The 21771-nt window shown below is 35.1% G+C and carries 21 protein-coding genes; 12 read left to right on the top strand and 9 right to left on the bottom strand.

The genetic code is table 11. From position 1 onward, the window contains the following. Nucleotides 1–46: 46 nt before the first annotated feature. The 5 genes from LKL37_RS21390 to LKL37_RS21370 all read left to right on the top strand — a co-directional run bounded on the left by LKL37_RS21390 (nucleotide 47) and on the right by LKL37_RS21370 (nucleotide 5808). Nucleotides 47–673: a TetR/AcrR family transcriptional regulator gene (locus tag LKL37_RS21390; RefSeq protein ID WP_431612431.1), complete on the top strand. Its 627-nt coding sequence runs from the start codon at nucleotides 47–49 to the stop codon at nucleotides 671–673. Continuing rightward, nucleotides 657–1973, top strand: a complete 1317-nt coding sequence (locus LKL37_RS21385) for a TolC family protein (RefSeq protein ID WP_431612430.1) — start codon at nucleotides 657–659, stop codon at nucleotides 1971–1973. Before LKL37_RS21390 ends, LKL37_RS21385 begins: the two co-directional genes overlap by 17 nt. A 16-nt stretch (nucleotides 1974–1989) precedes the next feature. Continuing rightward, the gene (locus LKL37_RS21380) at nucleotides 1990–3093 is read left to right on the top strand and encodes an HlyD family secretion protein (RefSeq protein WP_105703321.1); all 1104 of its coding nucleotides are present in this window, start codon (nucleotides 1990–1992) and stop codon (nucleotides 3091–3093) included. Nucleotides 3094–3233: 140 nt separating this feature from the next. After that, nucleotides 3234–4811, top strand: a complete 1578-nt coding sequence (locus LKL37_RS21375; protein ID WP_431612429.1) for a DHA2 family efflux MFS transporter permease subunit — start codon at nucleotides 3234–3236, stop codon at nucleotides 4809–4811. Between the two features lie 400 nt (nucleotides 4812–5211). Beyond that, on the top strand, nucleotides 5212–5808 hold the full coding sequence (locus LKL37_RS21370) for a hypothetical protein (RefSeq protein ID WP_431612428.1): 597 nt from the start codon (nucleotides 5212–5214) through the stop codon (nucleotides 5806–5808). A gap of 232 nt (nucleotides 5809–6040) precedes the next feature. Here the strand turns inward: LKL37_RS21370 and LKL37_RS21365 are convergent, their stop codons facing one another. After that, a complete protein-coding gene (locus LKL37_RS21365; protein WP_431612427.1) occupies nucleotides 6041–7078 on the bottom strand; it encodes a TQO small subunit DoxD in 1038 nt (345 codons plus the stop codon). Between the two features lie 53 nt (nucleotides 7079–7131). Then, a complete protein-coding gene (locus LKL37_RS21360; protein ID WP_431612426.1) occupies nucleotides 7132–7488 on the bottom strand; it encodes a hypothetical protein in 357 nt (118 codons plus the stop codon). A gap of 302 nt (nucleotides 7489–7790) precedes the next feature. On the opposite strand from LKL37_RS21360, the gene LKL37_RS21355 reads away from it, so the two are divergent. Continuing rightward, a complete protein-coding gene (locus tag LKL37_RS21355; protein ID WP_431612425.1) occupies nucleotides 7791–8969 on the top strand; it encodes a hypothetical protein in 1179 nt (392 codons plus the stop codon). 649 nt (nucleotides 8970–9618) lie between these two features. Beyond that, nucleotides 9619–10179: a DNA-3-methyladenine glycosylase I gene (locus tag LKL37_RS21350; RefSeq protein WP_431612424.1), complete on the top strand. Its 561-nt coding sequence runs from the start codon at nucleotides 9619–9621 to the stop codon at nucleotides 10177–10179. Nucleotides 10180–10259: 80 nt separating this feature from the next. Here LKL37_RS21350 and LKL37_RS21345 read toward each other — a convergent pair whose 3' ends face one another. Further along, a complete protein-coding gene (locus LKL37_RS21345) occupies nucleotides 10260–10637 on the bottom strand; it encodes a winged helix-turn-helix transcriptional regulator (protein WP_431612423.1) in 378 nt (125 codons plus the stop codon). A 91-nt stretch (nucleotides 10638–10728) separates the two neighbouring features. Between LKL37_RS21345 and LKL37_RS21340 the strand changes: the two genes are divergently transcribed. Continuing rightward, nucleotides 10729–11259 (top strand): NAD(P)H-dependent oxidoreductase, encoded by a 531-nt coding sequence (locus LKL37_RS21340; RefSeq protein WP_431612422.1) that lies wholly within the window; start codon nucleotides 10729–10731, stop codon nucleotides 11257–11259. A 46-nt stretch (nucleotides 11260–11305) separates the two neighbouring features. Here LKL37_RS21340 and LKL37_RS21335 read toward each other — a convergent pair whose 3' ends face one another. The 4 genes from LKL37_RS21335 to LKL37_RS21320 all read right to left on the bottom strand — a co-directional run bounded on the left by LKL37_RS21335 (nucleotide 11306) and on the right by LKL37_RS21320 (nucleotide 15003). Further along, nucleotides 11306–11758: a hypothetical protein gene (locus LKL37_RS21335; protein ID WP_431612421.1), complete on the bottom strand. Its 453-nt coding sequence runs from the start codon at nucleotides 11756–11758 to the stop codon at nucleotides 11306–11308. Between the two features lie 46 nt (nucleotides 11759–11804). After that, complete coding sequence (locus LKL37_RS21330; protein WP_431612420.1) at nucleotides 11805–12302, bottom strand: DUF2199 domain-containing protein; 498 nt, start codon at nucleotides 12300–12302, stop codon at nucleotides 11805–11807. A 49-nt stretch (nucleotides 12303–12351) separates the two neighbouring features. Continuing rightward, entirely contained in the window at nucleotides 12352–13938 is a 1587-nt protein-coding gene (locus tag LKL37_RS21325; protein WP_431612419.1) for a patatin-like phospholipase family protein, read from the bottom strand. A 165-nt stretch (nucleotides 13939–14103) separates the two neighbouring features. Then, nucleotides 14104–15003 (bottom strand): magnesium transporter CorA family protein, encoded by a 900-nt coding sequence (locus LKL37_RS21320; RefSeq protein ID WP_431612418.1) that lies wholly within the window; start codon nucleotides 15001–15003, stop codon nucleotides 14104–14106. A 73-nt stretch (nucleotides 15004–15076) separates the two neighbouring features. On the opposite strand from LKL37_RS21320, the gene LKL37_RS21315 reads away from it, so the two are divergent. The 3 genes from LKL37_RS21315 (at nucleotide 15077) to LKL37_RS21305 (ending at nucleotide 17954) form a co-directional block, all read left to right on the top strand. Further along, nucleotides 15077–16099 (top strand): 3-oxoacyl-ACP synthase III family protein, encoded by a 1023-nt coding sequence (locus LKL37_RS21315; RefSeq protein ID WP_431612417.1) that lies wholly within the window; start codon nucleotides 15077–15079, stop codon nucleotides 16097–16099. A 137-nt stretch (nucleotides 16100–16236) separates the two neighbouring features. Further along, a complete protein-coding gene (locus LKL37_RS21310) occupies nucleotides 16237–16971 on the top strand; it encodes a hypothetical protein (RefSeq protein WP_431612416.1) in 735 nt (244 codons plus the stop codon). Nucleotides 16972–17219: 248 nt separating this feature from the next. After that, nucleotides 17220–17954, top strand: coding sequence for a hypothetical protein (locus LKL37_RS21305; RefSeq protein ID WP_431612415.1), 735 nt, complete (start codon nucleotides 17220–17222; stop codon nucleotides 17952–17954). 72 nt (nucleotides 17955–18026) lie between these two features. Here LKL37_RS21305 and LKL37_RS21300 read toward each other — a convergent pair whose 3' ends face one another. Next, on the bottom strand, nucleotides 18027–19187 hold the full coding sequence (locus LKL37_RS21300; protein ID WP_431612414.1) for a thioredoxin family protein: 1161 nt from the start codon (nucleotides 19185–19187) through the stop codon (nucleotides 18027–18029). A 301-nt stretch (nucleotides 19188–19488) separates the two neighbouring features. Between LKL37_RS21300 and LKL37_RS21295 the strand changes: the two genes are divergently transcribed. Continuing rightward, on the top strand, nucleotides 19489–21117 hold the full coding sequence (locus LKL37_RS21295; RefSeq protein ID WP_431612413.1) for a tetratricopeptide repeat protein: 1629 nt from the start codon (nucleotides 19489–19491) through the stop codon (nucleotides 21115–21117). A gap of 313 nt (nucleotides 21118–21430) precedes the next feature. On the opposite strand, the gene LKL37_RS21290 is transcribed toward LKL37_RS21295, so the two are convergent. Next, nucleotides 21431–21640: a hypothetical protein gene (locus LKL37_RS21290; RefSeq protein ID WP_431612412.1), complete on the bottom strand. Its 210-nt coding sequence runs from the start codon at nucleotides 21638–21640 to the stop codon at nucleotides 21431–21433. Between the last annotated feature and the right edge of the window lie 131 nt (nucleotides 21641–21771).

The raw sequence follows: 21771 nt of genomic DNA, 5'->3' as shown, positions 1-21771 counted from the left end.
GAATCAAAACTTGTGTACATTTGCGCCCTGAAAAATGAACACTAACATGATTTCAAAAGAAGAAAATATAATATTCGCTGCCGAGAAGCTTTTTGCTGAAAAGGGGTTCGAAGGAACTTCCACCCGGGAAATCGCAAAGGAAGCTAATGTAAATATCTCTATGATCTCATATTACTTTGGCTCTAAGGAAAAACTTTATGAGAAATTAGTGGAATACAGAATGAATGAAGGTCAGTTTTTTTCAAAAGACCTTTTGGGGAGAACCGATATCAACGAATGGGAGAAGATTGAAAAAGTAATTGATCAGTTTTCTAACAAAATCAGAACTCAAAAATGCTTTTACAGGATTATGCAGAGAGAGCAGCTGCACACTCAGAATCCTCAGATTGTAGAATTTTTGAAGCAAATTAAAATGGGATTTCTTTCCATGTATTCACAAATATTGGAAAGTGGCCTTAAAAATGGAATTTTTACCAAAAACCCGCCCATTTACCTTCTTCATTCTACCGTAAGCGGAACTTTATTCTATGCTTTCAATGCGAAAGAAATGTATAAAGAATTCCTGAATGAAACAGAAGATGAGGAAGCTTTTGATGAAAGATACTATACAGAACTTAATAAACACATTAAATATTTACTAAAAGACCTTTTAGGTTATGAAGAGAATAAATAACTCAGTGATTGCATTATCACTATTCGTGGGAATAGCAAATGCAAATGCTCAGGAGAAAAAAACACTTTCTCTTGACGAAGCTGTGCAGCTGGGAATCCAGAACAGCAAGAATCTCAAGATCGATGCAGCCAAGATCGAAGAGGCTACAGCTGATCTTTTGGAAGCTAAAAACAGACAGTTACCGGAGCTGAAAGTATCCGGAAGCTATATGTATCTTCCTATAAAACCGAATGTTGATATCAAACTTCCAGGTGTTTCAGGCGGAGCAGGTGGTCCGGAAGTACATCAGGTACTTTATGGTTCAGCTAATCTTAGTGTTCCCATTTACAGCGGCGGAAGAATCAAGTATGGTATTCAATCTGCTAAATATCTGGTAGAAGCTTCTAAGTTGAGTACTGAAAATGACAAAATTGCAATTGCATATAATGTTGCTCAGGCTTATAATAACTTATTCAAAGCGAATCAGTCTATTAAAGTTTTTGAAGAAAACCTTACTGCATCTCAAAAAAGAGATGAAACTTTCCTTAAAATGGAAAACAATGGTTTGATTGCAAGAAATGACAGATTAAAGGCAAACCTTCAGACTTCAAATATTGAACTTCAATTATTGGAGGCTAAAAATAACTACAATATTGCCAATATCAATATGGACCTTTTATTGGGTCTTCCTGAAACTACAGAACTTGCAGTAGATGAAAACTATATCGAAGAAGGAACAGATGTAAAACCTGTTGATTTTTATGTTTCTGAGGCCAGAGAAAACCGTAAGGATTTACAGGCTTTAGCACAGCAGAGAAAAGCAGCAGAATTGGGATCAAAAGCAGCAAAAGCAGAGAACCTTCCTTCTATTGCATTTACAGGAGGATATGTAGCAGCAGATATTCCTAAGTTTCTTACTATATATAATGCTGTGAATGTAGGGATCGGAGTTTCTTATAACTTATCCAACCTTTGGAAAGAAAATTCTTCATTGAGACAGTCGCAGGCAAGAGAAAAACAGCTTGCTGCTACCGACGAATTATTGAATGACAACATTAAGCTTGACGTGAACAGAGAATATCAGAACACAGATTACTCAAAAAAGAGAATTGCTGTTTTCGAAAAATCTGCTGAGCAGGCTAATGAAAATTACAGAATTACAAAAAATAAATATGACAACGGGCTTGCAACCATGACAGAATTACTGGATGCAGATGCGGCTCAGATTGCAGCCAACGTAGGCGTGATCAATGCTAAGGCAGATGCTGCACTAGCATACAGAAAACTATTACAGACAACAGGAACTTTAACAATTAAATAATCAGATCGAAACCAAAATGGAAAATAATAATACACAGGCAGCTGAACCTAAAAAGAAAAAAAGTTTAGTTTTTCCTATCATTTTAGCAGCAGTAGTGATCGGAGGAGGAATCTACGGTTACAGAGCCTTTACTTACGGACAGTATCATGAAGAGACTGATGACGCTCAGATCGCTTCCAATATGGCACCGGTAATTTCTAAAATCTCAGGATATGTAGCTCAGGTAAAAGTAAAAGACAACCAGTTTGTAAAGAAAGGAGATACTTTGGTGATTTTGGATAACAGAGATCAGAAAATGGCTCTTGAACAGGCTCAGGCAGCATTATCTACAGCTAGAAGTAATATTTCAAATGCAGAAGCTACTACAACAGCTACTTCAAAAAATATCGGTTCTTCAGAGGCTGCAGTAGTAACTGCCAATGCTCAGATCGAAGCAGCAAAAGTAAATGTATGGAAAACTTCTCAGGATTTGAAGAGATATGCTAATCTTGTAAAAGACCATTCCATCACAGAACAGCAATATGAGCAGGCTTTAGCGGCAAAACAATCTGCAGACAGACAGTTACAGGTTTTAGTTGATCAGAGAAATCAAATTGCTCAGCAAACCCATATTGCTTCTTCTCAAACGGCCGCAAGTTCACAACAAATCAGTGTTGCCGGATCTGTTGCTAAACAAAGAGAAGTAGATGTAGAAAATGCAAAATTGAATTTATCATATACCGTAATCCTAGCCCCTGAAGACGGACATGTAGGGAAAGTATCTACACAGGCAGGTCAGTATCTGCAGGCAGGATCACAGCTGTTTGCTTTGGTTAAAAACGACCAGAAATGGGTTGTAGCTAACTTTAAGGAAACACAGGTAGATAAAATGGTAGAAGGACAAAAAGTGAAAATTGAGATTGATGCTTTCCCTGATCAGGAGTTTGAAGGAGTGGTAAGCTCATTCTCTCCGGCTACAGGAGCTACTTTCTCTATTCTTCCTCCGGATAATGCGAGTGGTAACTTCGTAAAAGTGGTTCAGAGACTTCCTATAAAAATCGATTTTGTAAATCTTGACAAAAATATTTCAAAAAGATTAAGAACAGGAATGAACGTGAAAGCAGAGGTTGCTTTGAAATAACATTTAAAATTGTTGAAAGTCAATGGACTTCGTTGTCAATAGTGAATCAGTTTTTGTAGTCAATTAAATAGACTGCTTTATAATTCACGATCCACTTGCGAAGCAAAATTCACCATTGATTTTTTACATCATAAAAACTTATGCAAGATTCATTAGTAGAATATGGAGCGCGTAGAGTGATCATTACGATTACTGCTATCCTTTGTGCCCTTCTTGAAATTGTAGACTCCACGATTGTCAATGTTGCCTTGAATGAAATGAAGGGGAATCTTGGATCTACACTTTCAGAAGTGGGATGGGTAATTACGGCTTATGCCATTGGTAACGTAATTATAGTACCAATGACGAGCTGGCTTTCCCAGCAGTTTGGGCGTAGAAATTACTTTGCGGCATCCATCATTATATTTACCATATTTTCATTTTTATGTGGAAATGCGACTAATATCTGGGAACTTGTGTTCTTCAGATTGATGCAGGGAATCGGTGGGGGAGCCTTATTGGTAACTTCACAAACGATCATTACGGAATCTTATCCGATTGAAAAAAGAAGTATGGCTCAGGCTATTTATGGTCTGGGAGTAATTATCGGTCCTACCTTAGGTCCGCCTCTTGGAGGATATATCGTTGATAACTTCAGCTGGCCCTATATTTTCTATATTAATATTCCGATTGGAATTGCAGCAACCTTAATGACGCTGCAGTTTGTAAGAAGTCCGAAATATGCAGAAAAACGTAAAGTCTCGGATGTTGATTGGATTGGGATTGGATTACTGGCAGTAACAGTAGGTTCATTACAGTTTATTCTGGAAAGAGGTCACGAAGAAGACTGGTTTGAAAGCGGAATGATTGTAGCCTTTACAGTAGCTGCTATTTTAGGATTTATATTATTCCTTTGGCGGGAACTTACTTTTAAGTATCCTATTGTTGAGCTCAGGGTACTTAAAAATAGTAACTTAAGAATCGGAACCATGATGTCATTTGTGCTTGGATTTGGGCTTTATGGCTCCACGTTCATTGTTCCGTTGTATACCCAGAGTATTTTGGGCTGGACGGCACTTCAGTCAGGAGCATTGATGATTCCGGCTGCATTGACAACGGCTTTCATGATGCCTATTATTGGTAGATTGCTGGCAAAAGGAGCAAAACAGCAGATCCTGGTATCTCTAGGGCTCTTTATCTTCTTCGTCTATAGTTTCTGGGGATACAAAATTCTGACACCGGACACCAGCAAAGATGCATTTTTCTGGATGCTGATTGTGAGAGGAGCAGGTTTGGGCTTATTGTTTATTCCAATCACCTCTTTGTCATTAAGTACTTTGAAAGGGCAGGAGATTGGTCAAGGAGCGGCCTTTACAGGGATGATGAGACAGCTGGGAGGATCTTTCGGGATTGCAGCCATCACAACCTTTATTGCTAATGCAGGCCAGAAATACAGGAATAATCTGATTTCCCATCTGGACGAAAACAGTTTTGAAGTTCAGCAGAGACTTGCAGCTCTTAAAGCAAGTTTTATAGCTAAAGGAAAAACACCTGATGAAGCTATCAATGCCGCTTATAAAATGCTCGACTTATCCGTAACGAAACAGGCAACTGTATTATCTTATATGGATGTATTTCTTTATCTCGGAATCGTATTCCTGATATGTATTCCGTTTATCTTACTCGTAAAAGAAAGAAAGAGCAAAGAAAAAATAGATTTGAGTGAAGCCATGCACTAAATTTTAAATAAAAAAAACCTTCGAAATTTTCGAAGGTTTTTTTTATTGTTTTTGTTGTAAGATAGTAGCAGACAATGACTTTCAGTTTTAAATTTGTTCAATAAAAAATAATATCACTTATTGGAGAGTTTATTTATTTTTTCTAGCTTTACAATACCAAATGAAAAAATATGAATAGATTCCCTCATTCTTCAAATGCCTTTTTAAGAAAGGGTTTACCAGAACATAATATCGAATTTTATCCGAATATCAGTTATTAATATCAACTGACAGACTCACTTTGTGCTTTGCTTTTATATCTGTAAAGACAAAGTTCTAATTTAAGAAAGCTTTATAATACTGCCTTTCGATTCATCATTCAACTCAACCATGATTTCAAAACACTAATAACTTATTAAATATGAATCAAATTCAACTGCCGGAAACTTACGTGGCATTATCAGATTTTAGAAAAAATGATGTTTATCTCCCTGAAATGAATCAGGCTCAGATTATAGCAGATTTCTTTCCCGGAACTTTTACGGAGCTTACCCAGCGCCTGTCGGATATTACAGGAGCTTTTTACGGAGGGATGCTCAAACAGATCGGAAAACTTTACGGGGCAGAAGCTATCGAAGAGCTTTCCAGCTCTTTTATGTATGATCTCGGATCAAGAATGGCACTAAGGAACCTTGAAGCAAAACCTAGTCTGCAGCCCGGAATTCCGGCTGTAGCAAAAATATTGATAGGAGCAGTTTTTACATCCAGTCCCGAATATAACTTTGACTTTAAAGAATTAAATGACTATAAATGCGAATTGCTGATTAAAGGAGTAGACCGTTACCATAAAATCACCCAAAGCCTGCAGATCGCGGGTCTGCTGAAATGGCCAGTCATCAAACCTTTTATACAAGGCGTTTGCGATACTATGGGACTGGATGTTTTACTTGAAATAAAAGTACTCAAGCTCGATCCGGACAGCTCTTGCAGTTATCATATCATTATCTCAGAAAAGTAACATCAAATATCAACAAAAGCGGACTTCAGCCCGCTTTTCCCTGTAAATGAATATCAATGATTTTGACCAAAACGTAAGCATCTCGCTGATTTTTCTGATATTAATTTTAATAGAATCATAATCATAGATAAAAAATTCAATAGGAATGAGCTTTAGCCCATTCACAAAATGATAATACCTTCCAACTGGCTTTAGCCAAAACATAAAAACGTTAAAATAATAAGTTCCAACTCTACAACCCTTGAGCCCCGAAACTCCTATCAATCCTCTCTATCCACTCAATACCACTTACATCAATCAGTTTCAGAGCATCAATCTCACTTTTCTGAAGAATATCATCAATATTCAGAGTCATATCAGCTTTTGCTCCAAGAGGAATTACCAGACTGTGTTTTCCGGGTTTTACTTTGGCAACATAATGATTTCGTATATTTTCTTTAGGGAAATTAGAGAGTTCTTTGTTGTTCAGCTCTTTTAAAACCTTTCCGTTTTTGTCCAGAATATGGATGCCTATCAAAAAAGAACCGTACACATCGGCACCTTCTGTTCTGTATACTTCAAATTTCAAATCCGAATTGTTATGAGAAATATTTGAAATTTCTAGTTTGGGTTTTACCGACTTATTATGCAGCGTTCCCCATACGCCGCCATGGAAATATTGATTGGTAAAAAGCGTTAATCCAAATATGATCAATGAACCAGCCAGTACAAAAATCTTTGGTTTTGAAACAGGAAAGTTTCCTGAACCCAGCCATTGAAACCATCTTTTTTGAGTAAAAGCTTTATTATTTTTCATGAAATAATAATCCAGCGAATAGGAGCCGCTTCCTGTAAGAAAAAGGACAAATCCGCCTGCGATTCCTAAGACTCCAATCTGCCATTCATCCAGGCAGGTTGTTCCCAGCCAGCCGGAACCTAATAAAATTCCGAGAGCAAGACTGAAAATTCCGATACTCATCAACCGGGTAAATAGTCCGAGAATAATGAATAAGCCAACAAGGGCTTCAATGATGGTGAAAGTGATCATGGATCTCTCTAAAGCATCCGGATGGGTAACGAGATATTCAATAATAGGCTTGATCCCAAGTGCATTGGGTAAAAAATGATTGAATTTTTCCCCGATATATCCCTGTTCATCGGGAATAAGCTTGTTTTCGAGGATAAGTCGGCGCCAAAACGCTGAAAAGTAAGTCCATCCGATAACCATGCGGAGGGATAAAGTATATAATCCGGCCATGTCCGGAGACTGGCTGTTTACTGTATTTTTCATTGAAATAAATATTGTATTATAAAAACTGATTTTTAAATAGGCTTAAAAAAATTTTAAACCAGATTAAGCTTCAGTCTTTTAAATAAAATATATTTCGGAGGGCTGTTTCCTGTAGAATAGCCTGAATATTCATTGAAAGAAATATTTTCTTCAACAGGGTTTCCAGTACCTGAATAAAAGCCAGGAAAAGAATATCTATATCGCTTCTGAATTTTATTTTTTAAAGCCGAAATTCCGGAGGAAGCAGATGCCGCATCACAGCTGAAGGAAAGAGATGATGTCGTTTTGATTTTATTCAGACCGCTGATGTACTGAATATCAAAAATATCAAGAACATTTCTTTTTACAGAGCACGGAGATAATGAAAATGCCAATATAAGCATCGTAATGATGGCTTTATAGGTTTTCATATGGACTCCTGAATTGGGCATGATTACAAAACTACACTTTATTTCAACGTAAGCTTAATGAATTGTAAAAAATCCTTCTGCTGATCAACAAATAAATAATGGGAACAGTTGTCAATAAGTCTGAAACTTTTCTTTCCTACTATATTTTTAAGATCATTCTTAATACTCATTACGGATTTCCGTAGTTATTAATTAAAAATAGACATTAATTTTAATGCATAAATAAAGTGAAAAATTAAATTTCACTTTTAAAAGAATTAATATATTTGCACATTAATTTTATAACTATGATAAAACACAATTTGAAAAAATTATTCTATTTGTTATTTCTAACATTAGGAATAATTTCTTGTAGACAACAAGATGGATTATTAGAAGCCCAAAATGATGAGAAAACATTTAACCTTTCTAATAAAAATAATTCTTACCAGTCAAAGGATTCTCAGAATAATTCGTCTTTAGGAAAATCATATGCTTCAGATTTTTTACAAGCATTTTACTCTTATGATTTAAAAAATGGAACCAATTACACAGGTCTTAATGTTAAAGCTCCAGCTCCTAATTCTTATATTAATTTCAGAGTACATTCTCAAAGAATAGAAAACAAAGAAGGAAACGTTTATATGTATTTTCCAGTAATGAAAAATGATAAAGTTTCTGATATTTATTTTGCTATTATTAATAGAGAAAATACTATTTTAGGATTATATAAACTAAAAAATACTGAACAAGAATATAATAATATATATTCAGCTTTTGAAAGAGTATTCGATCACGCTTATAATAATATACATTCTAGAGGACAAGGAGTTAATGAGATTGATGAAGTTGTAATTACTGGTCCATCTAATCCTTCAGATGATATGGGTGTAATAGGTCCAGGACAATGTGAAATGTATGGGCAATGTAATAATGGTGGAGGAAGTGGTGGCACCGGCGGAGGCGGTGGAAATGGTACTCCAACAATTTCACTTTCACCTCCACCTCCACCAGAACTTCCAATTAATGATATTGAGAAATTCCTAAGTTGTTTGGATAGTAGTAAACCAGCAAATTTAACTGTATATGCTCAAAAAATGTTTGGAGGTAATGGTGTAGGCCACGCATTTATTTCAATTAGCCAAGGAAGTAATACAATGACTTTTGGATTTTATCCTAAAAATGGTTTTCCTTTAAGTGTGACTGGACCTGGACAAATGGGAGATGATGGTGGACACCCTTATAATACTGCATGGAATGTAGGAAATATTACTTCAGCACAACTCCAAAATATTATGGCTGCTGCCGTAACTTATTCAAACAGTATTTATGATGTTGGTTTCAATAATTGTGTTGATTGGACAATGGCAGCCTTACATTATGCAGGAATTGAATTTATGTGGCAAGGAATTGATACACCAACTTCTTTTTCAAATACCATAGAACCTAGTGCAACTAGTACAAATGGTAATGCTCCACAAACAAAACGAACTTGTAAATAAACTTTTATGAAATTGAGTGTTATAAAAATTATTTCTGTTTTATCATTTTTAATGATCTGCAGCGTAGACCGAGATGATCTTCCAGTATTTATTTATATAATTTTTGGATTATTTCAATTTATTAATGATGTAGTCTCACTATCTTTTAGTCAGCATACTATTTTGTGGGAAGGAATTGCAATGATACCACTTATAGGAACTTTGTATATTTTCGTATCATCTGGAAAATTTAAAGATCGGTATCTTATGTTATTTTGTTTTATAGCATTATTATCAATACTCTTTTCTTTAATTGTTCCCAGTATATTTTATAAAGATAATATATCTAAATTACGGCTAAGCTTTATCATTCCTTTTATAATTTTTGTAATGGGTTCTATATATACACTCTTACTGGTTTTTAAAAATAATAAGGAGTAAAATTCAAGCTAAATCCCGGATCTTGTCCGGGATTTTCATTTATATTAAGAATTATCGTTAAACTTTTCATGAGAATGGTTTGGGGCTTTCTAAACTTCTAAATAGAAGATAAAATGATTGGAATTATGATTACATTTAAAAATTGAAAACACTACTGACGGACAGTTGTCACAGTTCCGGTTTATCTTTATACCTTGAAAGTTTTAACTAAAACAGAAAATATATTGTAATGAGTTATTGTTTAGCAATAGAAGGAATGCAGCCCGAAAGCAGAAAAGAACTGCATAAAAATTACCATGACTATTATTATGGATTTCCTATTCATGATGATAATGAATTGTTTGGCAGACTGATTCTGGAAATCAATCAGGCAGGACTAAGCTGGGAAACGGTTCTGAAAAAAGAAGAAAGTTTCAGAAAAGCATATGATCACTTTGATATTCAAAAAATAGCAGCTTATACAGAAGAAGACCGTGAAAGATTACTGAGTGATCCGGGAATTATCAGAAATAAGCTAAAAGTAAATGCTGCAATAGAAAATGCAAAAACGATTATTGAGCTGAAAAAGGAATTTGGATCATTTGAAAAATGGTTGGAACATCATCATCCCATGACTTTGCAGGAATGGATGAAGTTATTCAAAAAAACATTCAAATTCACGGGTGGAGAAATTGTAAACGAATTTCTCATGAGTACCGGATACCTGAAAGGAGCTCATCATGAAAGCTGCCCTATTCACTCTAAAGTTTTAAGCCAAAAGCCCTTGTGGAAGGAAAAAATGGCTAAATAATATGCTTAGATCCCTTCGGAATGACACAGTGTGTGTATAATGTCAAATACTTCTATTTGTCATTTCGAAGGAATCTCATTTTAATCTTTCTTTGAAGTTTTACCCATCAGTTCTTTATGCTCATTTCCCCATTTTTCAAACTCAAGAATAATGGGCTTCAGTTTATAACCGATCTCAGTAAGTTCATATTCTACCCGTGGTGGAACTTCTGCATATACTGTTCTGGTAATGATTTTATCTTCTTCCAATCTGCGGAGCTGGAGGGTAAGCATACGTTCGGTAATGTTCTGAAGTTTTTTTCTAAGTTCCCCGAATCTCATTTTCCCGCTGATCAGATAACAGCAGATAGCCAAAGCCCATTGTCCCCCGATAATGTTGGAAGCATAGATTTCCGGACATTCATCAGTAAGTGCTTTTTTATTAGCAAAATTGGTCGATTTTTCCTTTATTTTAGTCATTACTTACATTTTTTATAGTACCATACAATGGGTAGCTAATGTACAAAATGTAAGTAACATGTCGTAATTTTGTAATAGAAATTTAAACATAATGAAGACCTTAGTAATTGTTACACATCCTGATATTGAAAAATCTGTGATCAATAAAAAATGGATCGACGAATTAAAAAAATATCCTGAAAAATATAAAGTTCATCAACTGTATGAAGCTTATCCTGACGGGAAAATTAATGTAGCAGAAGAGCAAAAGCTGATGGAGTCTTATGACAACATTGTATTCCAGTTTCCTTTTTACTGGTTCAGCAGTCCGCCGCTTTTAAAACAATGGCTGGATGAGGTTGTTTTGTATGGCTGGGCGTATGGAAGCAACAGCGGTTTTAAGCTTGCCGGAAAGAAAATGTCACTGGCTGTTACAGCAGGAATAGATGAGGAAGGCTACAGTACATCCGGAGAATACAAATACACGATGAAGGAACTTTTCAGACCTTACGAACTGACTTTTGATTATATAAAAGCCGATTATAAAGAACCTTTCGTTTACTACGGAATTGAAAGAGATTCTTCCGATGAATGGATTAACAGAAGTGTTCCGATGTATCTGGAGTTTCTGGATAATTTGTAACAATATGAAAAGTAAGGTTGGACTTTTAAATTAAAATGAGTTCAACTTACTTTTGAATATATTCAAAGGGTTCCACATTCCAGTCCTGCACATATTTCTTTATCATATTACTGTCAATATTAAAAGGAACATCTTCATATTTCCAGCCTTTTGAAGGAACTTTTAAATCTATAAGATAGTTCTCAATAGAGTAGATGTCAAGAACTTTTGCATTTTTAGGTTTTATAGAATCAAAAATGATGAGGAATTTATCTCCTTTTTTGTAAGAACAATTTGTTGTTTTAAAATATATTTTATTACTGACCTGATATTTGTAATCTGTTCCTACACCATTGTAGTTCTTTTGATGCCAATCAGTAACAGCCTCTCCAATTGTATATTTAGGGGTTTTAAGCATTTTTTTTACCCATAAATTCTCGTCGAAAAAACAGAATATGATAAATACTAAAACGGATATCAAAAGAATAATATGAAATTTTTCTGAGATCAATTTTTTCATGTTCAATTAATATATTTTTATTGATTTTTTCTCAATCTACCGAGTTCTATTTATTTAAAATCCGATTAATTCTCTTCTCTGCTTCCTCCTTTGTAATTCCATTATAAAAATCATGCACAAACGGATGATTGTAGCTTTCATGAGGATACACAAAAGGTCGTCCTATAGAATTATTTATCACCACAGTCGTAGGAATACTTTCTTCGAAATCATAATCCGGAAGATAAGTAGCAAACCATCCGCAATATTCAGCTTCGAATTCTTTATTGTCATAATTTTCAACATATTCATTAAAGTTTTTTTCACTCAATGACACCCAAATTCCATATTCCAGATCTCTGCAGTCATCGGTAACTTGCTGTACAAGCACGGTACGGATAAATCTATGGGTATCTTCAGGATTTTCTACAACACATAAGTCTGAAGTGAGTTCAGTATTCTTTAATTCCTCTTCTGATAGACAGTAATAAAAATAAGGAGCGTTATAGGCTATCGCAGGCCAGTCTTCTTTCTGTTCACCACAGCATTGGCAGATATATTTCATACTATCGTTTTATTTATAATATAATTGGTTAATTTAAAGATAAAATACCTTATCCCACCGTAGGCGTATCCTCTTCTTTCAGTATTTTTTTCTCCTTCATGGTAAGCATCATTCTTTCGTATTTGTATTTTTCCCAATCGAATGTGTTGAGAAAATCAATGGCAGCCTGAAAACCTCTGTTGAAAAGGTCTTCTTTTTCTTCTTTTTTCATGAAAAAATTCAGCCAGCTGCTGGTACCACAGTTGACGCTTTGTATGCTGTACAAACGGTAGAAAGTATGTTTGGTCAAAAATGTTTTATCATTAAAACCCTTTAGTGTACTGATGATATTTCCGGCATAGCTGAAGGGTGTTTTAAGAATTTCTTCACTGGTTTTGCCTTTTTCTGAAAGGATGGAAGAATCATTTGTCAGCTGTACCCCAAAAAGAGGCATTCTCGGATAAAAGACTTCATCTGCGTGAAACAGGTCTATAGGAAAATTGGAAATACTGCCCCCATCAATGAAAACCCCTGCAGGATTGATGTCTTCTGACTTCGTATTCATCCAGTATCTCCAGGCATATTGTACAGAATCATCATCCTTATTGATTTGCTTTTGAAAAGGTTCAAAGAAAAAAGGAACCGCCATAGATGCTCTTACAAACTCGGCCGGGCTGATATGTTTCAGTTCTTCTTCAGACCAGTAGAGATTGGCCATTGTAGGAAGTTCTACCTTAATTTTAGCATTGATATCGGTAGTAATGACCACATATTCAGATTTAAGAAGGTAAAACGGATTGTTTTTATAATAATCATTATTGACAGCACTTTCATAGAAAATCCTGTATCGGGTCTGATCAATATGTTCTTTATTTTTGATTTTAATCTTTTCGATACTCTGCAGAGCCATCATATAATATTCCTGCCCGTTTCCATACCGGTAATTGAGATTAAGATCCCATTCTTTCTGAATAAATTTTTCATTGAGATGGGCAACTGTTTTTATTCCAAATTGATCCAGCGCATTTTGCATCGTATTCTGAAAAACATTTCCCGGATTCAGTCCGCTGTTTTCCTTTCTGAAATTATTATAGAGCTTTTGAATACAGAAAAAGAGAATAATAGCTGGTATCAAAGGAATCAAAAACATCAGTTTGGCATTCAGTGTCGTGGTAGAAGGAGCCAAAAAAGGAATGCTGACCAGAATTATAAACAAGATGCCGGCAATAACTGCATTGATTTTGAAAAAATCTTTATTATTCAGCATCGCGTGGAGGGTTGTTTTTACATAGGTTTTCCCATCCATGAAATCTGAAAAATCCCAACTGAAAAGAATATCTTTGATAAGCTCACTTTTAGCTTCTTCTTTGGTCTTACAGGCGGCAATGAGCATCGTATTGATAGCTCCGGCGCTTGTTCCTGCTACTTTCAGAAAACGGATTCCAAATATTTCCAGTCCGTAAAGATAGCCTACCAATGCACTTCCCCAAACACCACCGCCTTCCTGTACAAATTCTACATACTGATTCCCATACTGATCCAAAAGGTCAGAGAATTCTTTGGCAGATATATTCTCGTGTAAGGCAAGCAGTTTATCTTTGGATGCCTGTAAAAGAGAAGGATCTTCCAGAATTTTATTGAGATTTTCAGCAGTCATGGTATTTTGTTTTAATGGTGTGTAGTCATTGCAAACTGAGGCGAAGCAATCTCTAATTTAAAATAATCAGCAGGTTTAAAGTTTATCAGAGGTAAAATCTTTCCGCTTTAAAACCACAGATTATTTTATATTCTTAATGCACTTTTGCGTTCATATAAAAATGAATTACCACTGCTTGCGCCTTACATAAATAAACGTGCTGAGCATAACAGTAGCCATAGCTCCCAGTGTTATAAAATATCCATATTTATGATGAAGTTCAGGCATATTATCGAAATTCATTCCGTAAACCCCGGCAATAAAAGTGATGGGTAAGAAGTAAATCGAATAGATTGCCAAAACTTTCATAACCTGATTGGCTTTTTGATCAGAAAGAGCCAGGAACATGGAAATAAGGTTGGTGATCTGAATATTCAAATGATCAAAATCCGCCACAACGTCTTTATGTTTATCTTTTAAATCGACAATTTCTGAGTCCTGAAGATTCAGTAATTTAAATTTATCAATCGCATCCGTAGAAATCACCAGCACGCGTGAATTGAGTCCTGATTTCCGTTTCAGCTTGTAAAGACGGCGGATCTGGCTCGTGTGATTGGTGTTTTTAAGAAAAATTTCGTTTTCTATATTGTCCATTGTTTCGAACAGACTTAAAGATTCGTCATCAAAACTCTTCATGATCAATATAGCAATCTTCAGCATGATTTCCTGTGGAGTAACATCTTCCTGAATCAATGAGATTTGTTTCTTGGTCTCAGAAATACTCCTTGTTTTCATCCTGTGGATAGTGATAATGGTATTTTCTACCAGAAAAATTCCAATCTTGGTGCTGATATCACTAATGGTATTGAGATTCTTTCTCTCCAGTTCCGTACTTTCACGAAGGAGGAAGAATTTTACATTTCCGTCTTCTTCATATTTCGGAAGGTGGTTAGGGTCCATGGTATCTTCAAGAAGAAGATTGTTAATTTCATATCTTTCATGAAGAAATTTCAGGTCTTCTGCAGTAGGAGCCTCTACATCTACCCATTCGCACTGGGAGGTTCTGTATATCGTATCAATTGGCATAAAGTAAAAATACTAATATTTTGAAAAACTATGTGTTAAATAAGTTTTATCTTTGCCAAAATTAAAAAACTATATGATTAAAAGTACAATAAAAGGTGTGGGATTTTATGTTCCAGATAACATTGTTACAAATGATGATTTAGCAAAACTGATGACTACCAATGATGAATGGATTACGGAAAGGACAGGTATCAAGGAAAGGAGACATAGAAAAAACAGGTACGACTCTCAGGAAACCAGCGCTTATCTAGGTTTTAAGGCTTCAGAAAAAGCGATTCAGAATGCTGGTCTTACGTCAAAAGATATCGACTATATTATTTTTGCCACCCTATCACCGGATTATTATTTTCCTGGATGTGGGGTATTGCTTCAGGATATGTTGGGATGTGATACAATCGGAGCACTGGATGTGAGAAATCAGTGTTCAGGATTTGTATATTCTATGAGTGTGGCAAATGCATTTATCAAGTCAGGGACTTATAAAAATATTCTTGTGGTAGGAGCTGAGGTTCATTCTTTCGGATTGGATTTTTCCGATGAAGGAAGAGGAGTTTCTGTCATTTTCGGTGATGGAGCAGGGGCGGTTGTACTTTCTGCATCAGAAGATGAAAATGCAGGAGATATTTTAGCAATGAATATGCATTCTGAAGGAAAATATGCAGACGATCTTTGTACGCAGTTCCCAGGCTCAAAATTCGGATGGAGCGACAGAATGAGAAAAGATCCTGAAAATGTAACCAACAAAGAAGTATATCCAATCATGAACGGAAACTTCGTATTCAAACATGCTGTAACAAGATTCCCTGAAACGATGATGGAAGCATTGAACAAAGCAGGAAAAACAGTTGAAGATCTGGATATGTTTATTCCACATCAGGCAAATCTGAGAATTGCCCAGTTTGTACAGGAAAAATTCGGATTACCAAACGAAAAAGTCTTTAATAATATTCAGAAATACGGAAATACAACTGCAGCTTCTATTCCAATTGCTTTAAGTGAAGCAATTGAACAAGGGAAGATAAAGAGAGGTGATCTGGTACTTCTTTCAGCCTTCGGAAGCGGATTTACGTGGGGAAGTGTGTTGTTTGAATATTAATGTTTTCATGTATTAAGTAAATAAAATGGAGTGATTTTGTAGATTTTTTTCGATAAAGTGTTATGTTTTGATTCATTATTGCAAGATGTATTTTTTTAAAATATACCTTTGTCATGATAATTTTATAAGACACTACAATGAAAAAACACTTATTTTTTGGAGCAGTTCTAGCTTCCTTATCTTTGAGTGCCCAAGTGGGTATTAAGACTGCAACTCCTCAAAAAACATTTCATGTTAACGGATCTTTACAGGTCGTGAATGAAGTAAACGTAGGTGGAAATGCTACTACTGCTGGCTCTCCGGGTACAACAGGACAGATTTTGACTTCTCAGGGAGCGGGTGCTGCACCAGTATGGCAAAGCTTAAATACAGTAAGTGGAAGCATCAACAGTGCAATGTATGTTCAGGGAACTACAGGAGCCAGTGCTACCGCAGGACAAACAATTGATGTACCGGGTGTTACTGCTACAGTCACTGTTCCTGCGGGAAGAACCCAAACTTTTTTATTTACCATTATAGGATATGCATTGGATATTACTACCAGTACAACTTCTCAGGGAGTGTTTACACTTTTGCAGGACGGAGTTAAAATTTCTTCTGCGTATGTCTCTAAAGCAGGGATCTTTCCTAATTCTGCCCAGGGAACTTCTACTCCAGCTTCCTTTAATTTAGGAGGACTTGTAAATATGCCTGTTCCTGTAACATTTTTAAAATCTGTAAGTCTTCCGGCAGGAACTTATACATTTAAAGTTCAATATGTTGCCTGGGCAGGGGCTGCCAGTGTTAATGTAGTTCCGTCTACTTTTTCCGGATATAACGGAGATACGGAAGCAATGCTTACAAAAATGCAGATTCTTGTATATAATAACTAAGACAAAAAGCAAAAAACCGTGAACTTTTGTTTGCGGTTTTTATAGAATATCTGGCCAAGATCTTTTAATCCTTTAATCCCGATCTTAAAAAATTGCACAATTTTTATCAGTTTTGAAAATTAATTTTTGTATTATAGATTTTGTAGTGTAATTGACTTTTTTTTGATTGAAAATATTAATTATAAAGTGAAATATTAAATAGTTTTTTACTGTAACTTTATTACGTTAAAAATTCTAAAAACAAAAACATGAAAAACTATTTATTAATTGGTGCTTTTTTGGCTCCCTTATTTCTATTTGCCCAAGTAGGGATAGCTACATCTACTCCTCAAAAAACCTTACATGTTAATGGTTCATTACAGGTAGTAAATGAACTAAACGTAGGTGGAAACGCTACAACAGCCGGTTCGGCTGGAACATCAGGGCAGATTCTTACTTCTCAGGGAACAGGAACTGCACCGGCATGGCAAAGTTTAAATACAGTAAGCGGAAGCATCAACAGTGCAACTTATGTTCAGGGAACTACAGCGGCTAGTGCTACTGCAGGGCAAACAATTGATGTGCCAGGAGTTACGGTTACACTTACCGTTCCTGCCGGAAGAACCCAAACATTTTTATTTACCATTATAGGGTATGCATTGGATATTAGTACTGGTACAACTTCTCAAGGAGTTTTCACTCTTTTGCAGGATGGGACTAAAATTTCGTCAGCATATGTTTCTAAGGCAGGTATATTTCCTAATACAGCCCAAGGAACTGCTACTCCTGCTTCCTTTAATTTAGGAGGATTAGTCAATATGCCTGTTCCGGTAACATTTTTAAAATCTGTCAGTTTGCCTGCTGGAACCTATGTTTTTAAGGTTCAGTACGTTGCGTGGGCAGGAGCAGCCACTGTTAATGTGGTTCCGTCTACTTTTGCCGGATATAACGGAGATACGGAAGCAATGCTTACTAAAATGCAGGTTTTGGTATATAATAACTAAATACTTTTAAAACATAATAAAAAACCCACAGAATTTCAGTTCTGTGGGTTTTGTTTTTAATTTTAGCAACTATTAAAGACTTTTTAATAATTTTTCTGTGTCAGAAGAATCCTGTCCGGTGCTTTTTGCAAGTTCTATAGATTTTTCAGCCCACATTTTTGCATTTTTCTTATCACCTACTTTATTATAAAGATTAGCTAAAGTATCGGTATTGGCAAAATTCTGGTCTTTCTTTACAGATTCCTGTGCCCATGTAATGGCTTTTTCCAGAGAAGTTTTATTGCTTACATTTTCAAAGAAATTCCATGCAAGAGAATTCAGTTCTTCAGAACCTGCGGCAGAATAATCTTTATACAGGTCAAGAATTAATTTCTCATATTCAGGAATATCTTTATTCTTTAAAGCTCTGTTGGCTTTCATTCTTTTTAAGATCTTTTCAGCTTCTTCTTTGCTTAGGAATTTCTGAGTTTCAGACATGAAATAACTGTCATTCCATGTTTTGGTATCTGCATTATACGCTTTTTTCGAAACGGTATTCAGTTTTATATTCTTGTCGAACTTTTCATACTTATCTTCCGGGAAGAATTTAACGATATCTGCTTTTTTATCCTGAAAAATTTTATACAAAGGGCTGTCCGTAGTTTGTACCCCTGAAAGAAGCATTTGAATATCTTCCTGATCTAAAGTAGGTTTTTGCTGAAAATAACGGTTCATTACTTTACCGGCAAACTCAGCATCATTATACATGGTAAGTCCGGCAAGGTTCTTTAAAAACTCAGGATCTTTTTCACCTTTTTCAAACTGTTGTTTTAAAGAGGTTAGCCTTTTGTTTGGATCTTCAGCATCTTTTGCAAACTGGATGAAATCTTTTTCTTCCACATATCCCAGCGTTCTGTGTACTGCCTCACCGTTGCCATCAATGAAAAGGTAAGTAGGGAATGCTTTTACATTATATTTTTTTGCCAGCTCTATTCCTTCTCCTTTTTCCATGTCAATCTTAGCATTGATAAAGTGAGAATTATAGTAGTCTCCTACAGACTGAAGCGGGAAAATATTTTTCACCATCAGTTTACAAGGCCCACACCATGAAGCATATGCATCAATGAAGATCAGTTTTTTTTCTTTTTTTGCTTTAGCAATGATAGAGGCGAAATTGCCTTCTTCAAATTTAATTCCCTGTGCCCATGCAAGGACTCCTATAAAAATTGAGGAAAATATGGCTATTTTTTTCATAAAAACTTTTTATTCCCTGCAAATGTAATAAATATGATGACACTTAAGCCGTTCATATTGAAAATAATTTTAAGGTAACATTAGTTTTAAAACAGAGATAGAGTGATATGAAAGATAATCGTCTATTGTTTTTGTGTAATTATTAAAATTAACACAAATGACTGTTTTTGGTTAAATAGTTAAATTTCAATATAATATTTTAATAAAAAATAAAATATCACTAGTTTTGTAAAAAACAAAAAGACACCTTTTGAAAACAATGATGAATTATTATAGAATAAAAATAATAATTTGTTTTTCTATGTCTAATAATCTATTGAAACTTTTGTTTTTGCTGATAACAGCAGTCCCCATATTCGCGCAGAAAAAAAGCAGCTTTGATCTTATCTGTGAAAAGACCTCTTCCATTACGGCTTATCAAGATTTGCCGAAAGCGATCAAAACAGCAGATTCTCTTTATATGAAGGCACAGCAGCCCTCGGAAAAAATAAAATGTCTTGTTCTTTCTTCAGAGCTTTATCATCACGCTGGTGAACTTAAAAAAGCAATTTGTTTTAGTGAAAATGCCCATTCGGTAATTAATCAGATTAATGATCCGGAGTGGATGTCTGTTGTCACCAGATTACTTGCGAAGCAATATAGACAGGTAGGGTTATACGAAAGATCAAAAAAATACATTATAAAAGGGCTGGAAGCTTCCGGCAGAATTACCGATTTTCAAAAAAGTAATGAGGCCGCAGGGCTGTTGAATCAGGAAATGGCCTTCTATGAAATGGAACTGGGTAATTATCCCAATGCAATACGGTATATTGAATCTTCTTTAAAATATTTTGAAAAAATAAACAGCAATAGTGAAGACCGAACTGCAGCGGCTTCCTATCAGTTATTGGGAGATGTTTATTTCAAGCTTAATGACTATTCCGTTTCTGAAGATTATTATAAAAAAGCAGAAGGGCTGCTCAAAGATGGAACCTGTACACTGGGTTTAGTCTATAATGGTTTGGGTGGTATCCGTTTGAAACAGAAAAACTGGAAAGATGCGGAACTATATCTTAAAAAAGCAGAAAAAATAGCTGACACTTCCCGAAGCCTTAAACTTAAAAAGGCCGTGTACTCCAATATAAATGATTATTATGAAGGAATAGGGGATAATTATAAAGCCTCTTTATATGCAGTGAAATATGTACGTACCTATGACAGCATTGCTGCCCGCAATCAAAGCTTTGCAGGCAAGAGTTTTGAGACTCTGAAAGCGAAGACCAATAAAAAGGGCGGACAAATGAATTTGGTAAAAAATGCTACGATCATAATCCTGTTTACTTCATTGGTTGGTTTGCTGGTTTTCTTTAGAACAAAGCAGAAAAAACAACGTTCAAAGTTTAGAAATATCATAAGAGGCCAGCTAAATTTAATTAGTAAAAGAAATCATTATCCTTTAAAGCAAACTAATGATTCTGAGTTTTCCAATATATCTGTGGAAGAAATTGATGAAAAAGACTCTGAAGCAGACCGCAGACGAAATGATTCTCTGATGACTTCAGAAACAGAATCAAAGCTGCTTGAACTGCTTGAAAATTTTGAAAAAGGTAATCTTTATAACAATAAAGGGATGTCTTTGTCTTTCCTTGCAGGCGAACTGAATACGAATACAAAATATCTGTCTTATGTAATCAATCAGCATAAAAGTGCTGACTTCAAAACGTATATTAACCGTTTAAGAATCAATTATATTGTAGATAAACTGATCAATGATGAGAAGTACAGGCAGTATAAGATCAGCATCCTTGCTGACGAATGCGGCTTCTCTTCCCACAGTAAATTTGCTGCTGTTTTCAAAGCGGTTACAGACTATTCTCCATCAGCCTATATTAAGTATATTGATGCTGAAAATCAATCAGATAAAAATGTTCATTTTACTGAAAATGATTAAAAGAAGATAGTTATTAAAATTCTATCTCTCTATTTTCGCGAAAATGAACAACCTATTATTTTACCGGAAACCTTTGCTGTCCTATCTTTGCGCCAGTTCACAGGACATGACACAATCCTGATACAGCTTATTACTTTTATTTTTTCTTCCGAATAAAGATTTAAGAGAAACTGCAATTCCCAATTTTTAATTTTTACGTAAATATTCTGTCCAGGAATATGAACTATATCTCATAATCGGGGTTGATTGCCCGGTTTTTTTTCAGTCAAGTTTTTTTAAGTGCAAATCCACAGATTACTGTGGATTTGTGATTTTATTTAACTTTTGTACTGTCGGTTTTGGTTTTTGATGTATCAGAGGCTGAAGGCGAAGGTATAGAATTAGCCACAGCAGAATCTCCCATTCTGTTTCTTAATGAATCTTTGTCGTGGGCATCTTTATATTCTTCTCTTTTTTCTTTGTTTTGAGCACAACTTCCAAGAAAAAGAAGTCCAAGAATAGCTCCTATCCAGAATTTTTTCATAATAGTCAATTTTAATGTTTGGTGTTAATCAAATATAAGAATTTAATTAAAAGATAAAAGATAAAAGATAAAAGATAAAAGATAAAAGATAAAAGATAAAAGATAAAAGATAAAAGATAAAAGATAAAAGA

This window comes from Chryseobacterium sp. 'Rf worker isolate 10' (assembly GCF_050753305.1).
Classification (GTDB): domain Bacteria; phylum Bacteroidota; class Bacteroidia; order Flavobacteriales; family Weeksellaceae; genus Chryseobacterium.
Note: the sequence above shows the minus strand (reverse complement) of the source record. Positions and strands in the feature narration are given on the sequence as shown.

Bases quoted from the DNA above. Each gene is read 5' to 3' on its own strand.
- LKL37_RS21365 (WP_431612427.1), bottom strand. From the start codon at position 7,078: ATGAAAAATACAGTAAACAGCCAGTCTCCGGACATGGCCGGATTATAT.
- LKL37_RS21390 (WP_431612431.1), top strand. From the start codon at position 47: ATGATTTCAAAAGAAGAAAATATAATATTCGCTGCCGAGAAGCTTTTT.
- LKL37_RS21370 (WP_431612428.1), top strand. From the start codon at position 5,212: ATGAATCAAATTCAACTGCCGGAAACTTACGTGGCATTATCAGATTTT.
- LKL37_RS21290 (WP_431612412.1), bottom strand. From the start codon at position 21,640: ATGAAAAAATTCTGGATAGGAGCTATTCTTGGACTTCTTTTTCTTGGA.
- LKL37_RS21375 (WP_431612429.1), top strand. From the start codon at position 3,234: ATGCAAGATTCATTAGTAGAATATGGAGCGCGTAGAGTGATCATTACG.
- LKL37_RS21315 (WP_431612417.1), top strand. From the start codon at position 15,077: ATGATTAAAAGTACAATAAAAGGTGTGGGATTTTATGTTCCAGATAAC.
- LKL37_RS21320 (WP_431612418.1), bottom strand. From the start codon at position 15,003: ATGCCAATTGATACGATATACAGAACCTCCCAGTGCGAATGGGTAGAT.
- LKL37_RS21345 (WP_431612423.1), bottom strand. From the start codon at position 10,637: ATGACTAAAATAAAGGAAAAATCGACCAATTTTGCTAATAAAAAAGCA.
- LKL37_RS21295 (WP_431612413.1), top strand. From the start codon at position 19,489: ATGTCTAATAATCTATTGAAACTTTTGTTTTTGCTGATAACAGCAGTC.
- LKL37_RS21360 (WP_431612426.1), bottom strand. From the start codon at position 7,488: ATGAAAACCTATAAAGCCATCATTACGATGCTTATATTGGCATTTTCA.
- LKL37_RS21300 (WP_431612414.1), bottom strand. From the start codon at position 19,187: ATGAAAAAAATAGCCATATTTTCCTCAATTTTTATAGGAGTCCTTGCA.
- LKL37_RS21335 (WP_431612421.1), bottom strand. From the start codon at position 11,758: ATGAAAAAATTGATCTCAGAAAAATTTCATATTATTCTTTTGATATCC.
- LKL37_RS21340 (WP_431612422.1), top strand. From the start codon at position 10,729: ATGAAGACCTTAGTAATTGTTACACATCCTGATATTGAAAAATCTGTG.
- LKL37_RS21310 (WP_431612416.1), top strand. From the start codon at position 16,237: ATGAAAAAACACTTATTTTTTGGAGCAGTTCTAGCTTCCTTATCTTTG.
- LKL37_RS21385 (WP_431612430.1), top strand. From the start codon at position 657: ATGAAGAGAATAAATAACTCAGTGATTGCATTATCACTATTCGTGGGA.
- LKL37_RS21330 (WP_431612420.1), bottom strand. From the start codon at position 12,302: ATGAAATATATCTGCCAATGCTGTGGTGAACAGAAAGAAGACTGGCCT.
- LKL37_RS21350 (WP_431612424.1), top strand. From the start codon at position 9,619: ATGAGTTATTGTTTAGCAATAGAAGGAATGCAGCCCGAAAGCAGAAAA.
- LKL37_RS21380 (WP_105703321.1), top strand. From the start codon at position 1,990: ATGGAAAATAATAATACACAGGCAGCTGAACCTAAAAAGAAAAAAAGT.
- LKL37_RS21325 (WP_431612419.1), bottom strand. From the start codon at position 13,938: ATGACTGCTGAAAATCTCAATAAAATTCTGGAAGATCCTTCTCTTTTA.
- LKL37_RS21305 (WP_431612415.1), top strand. From the start codon at position 17,220: ATGAAAAACTATTTATTAATTGGTGCTTTTTTGGCTCCCTTATTTCTA.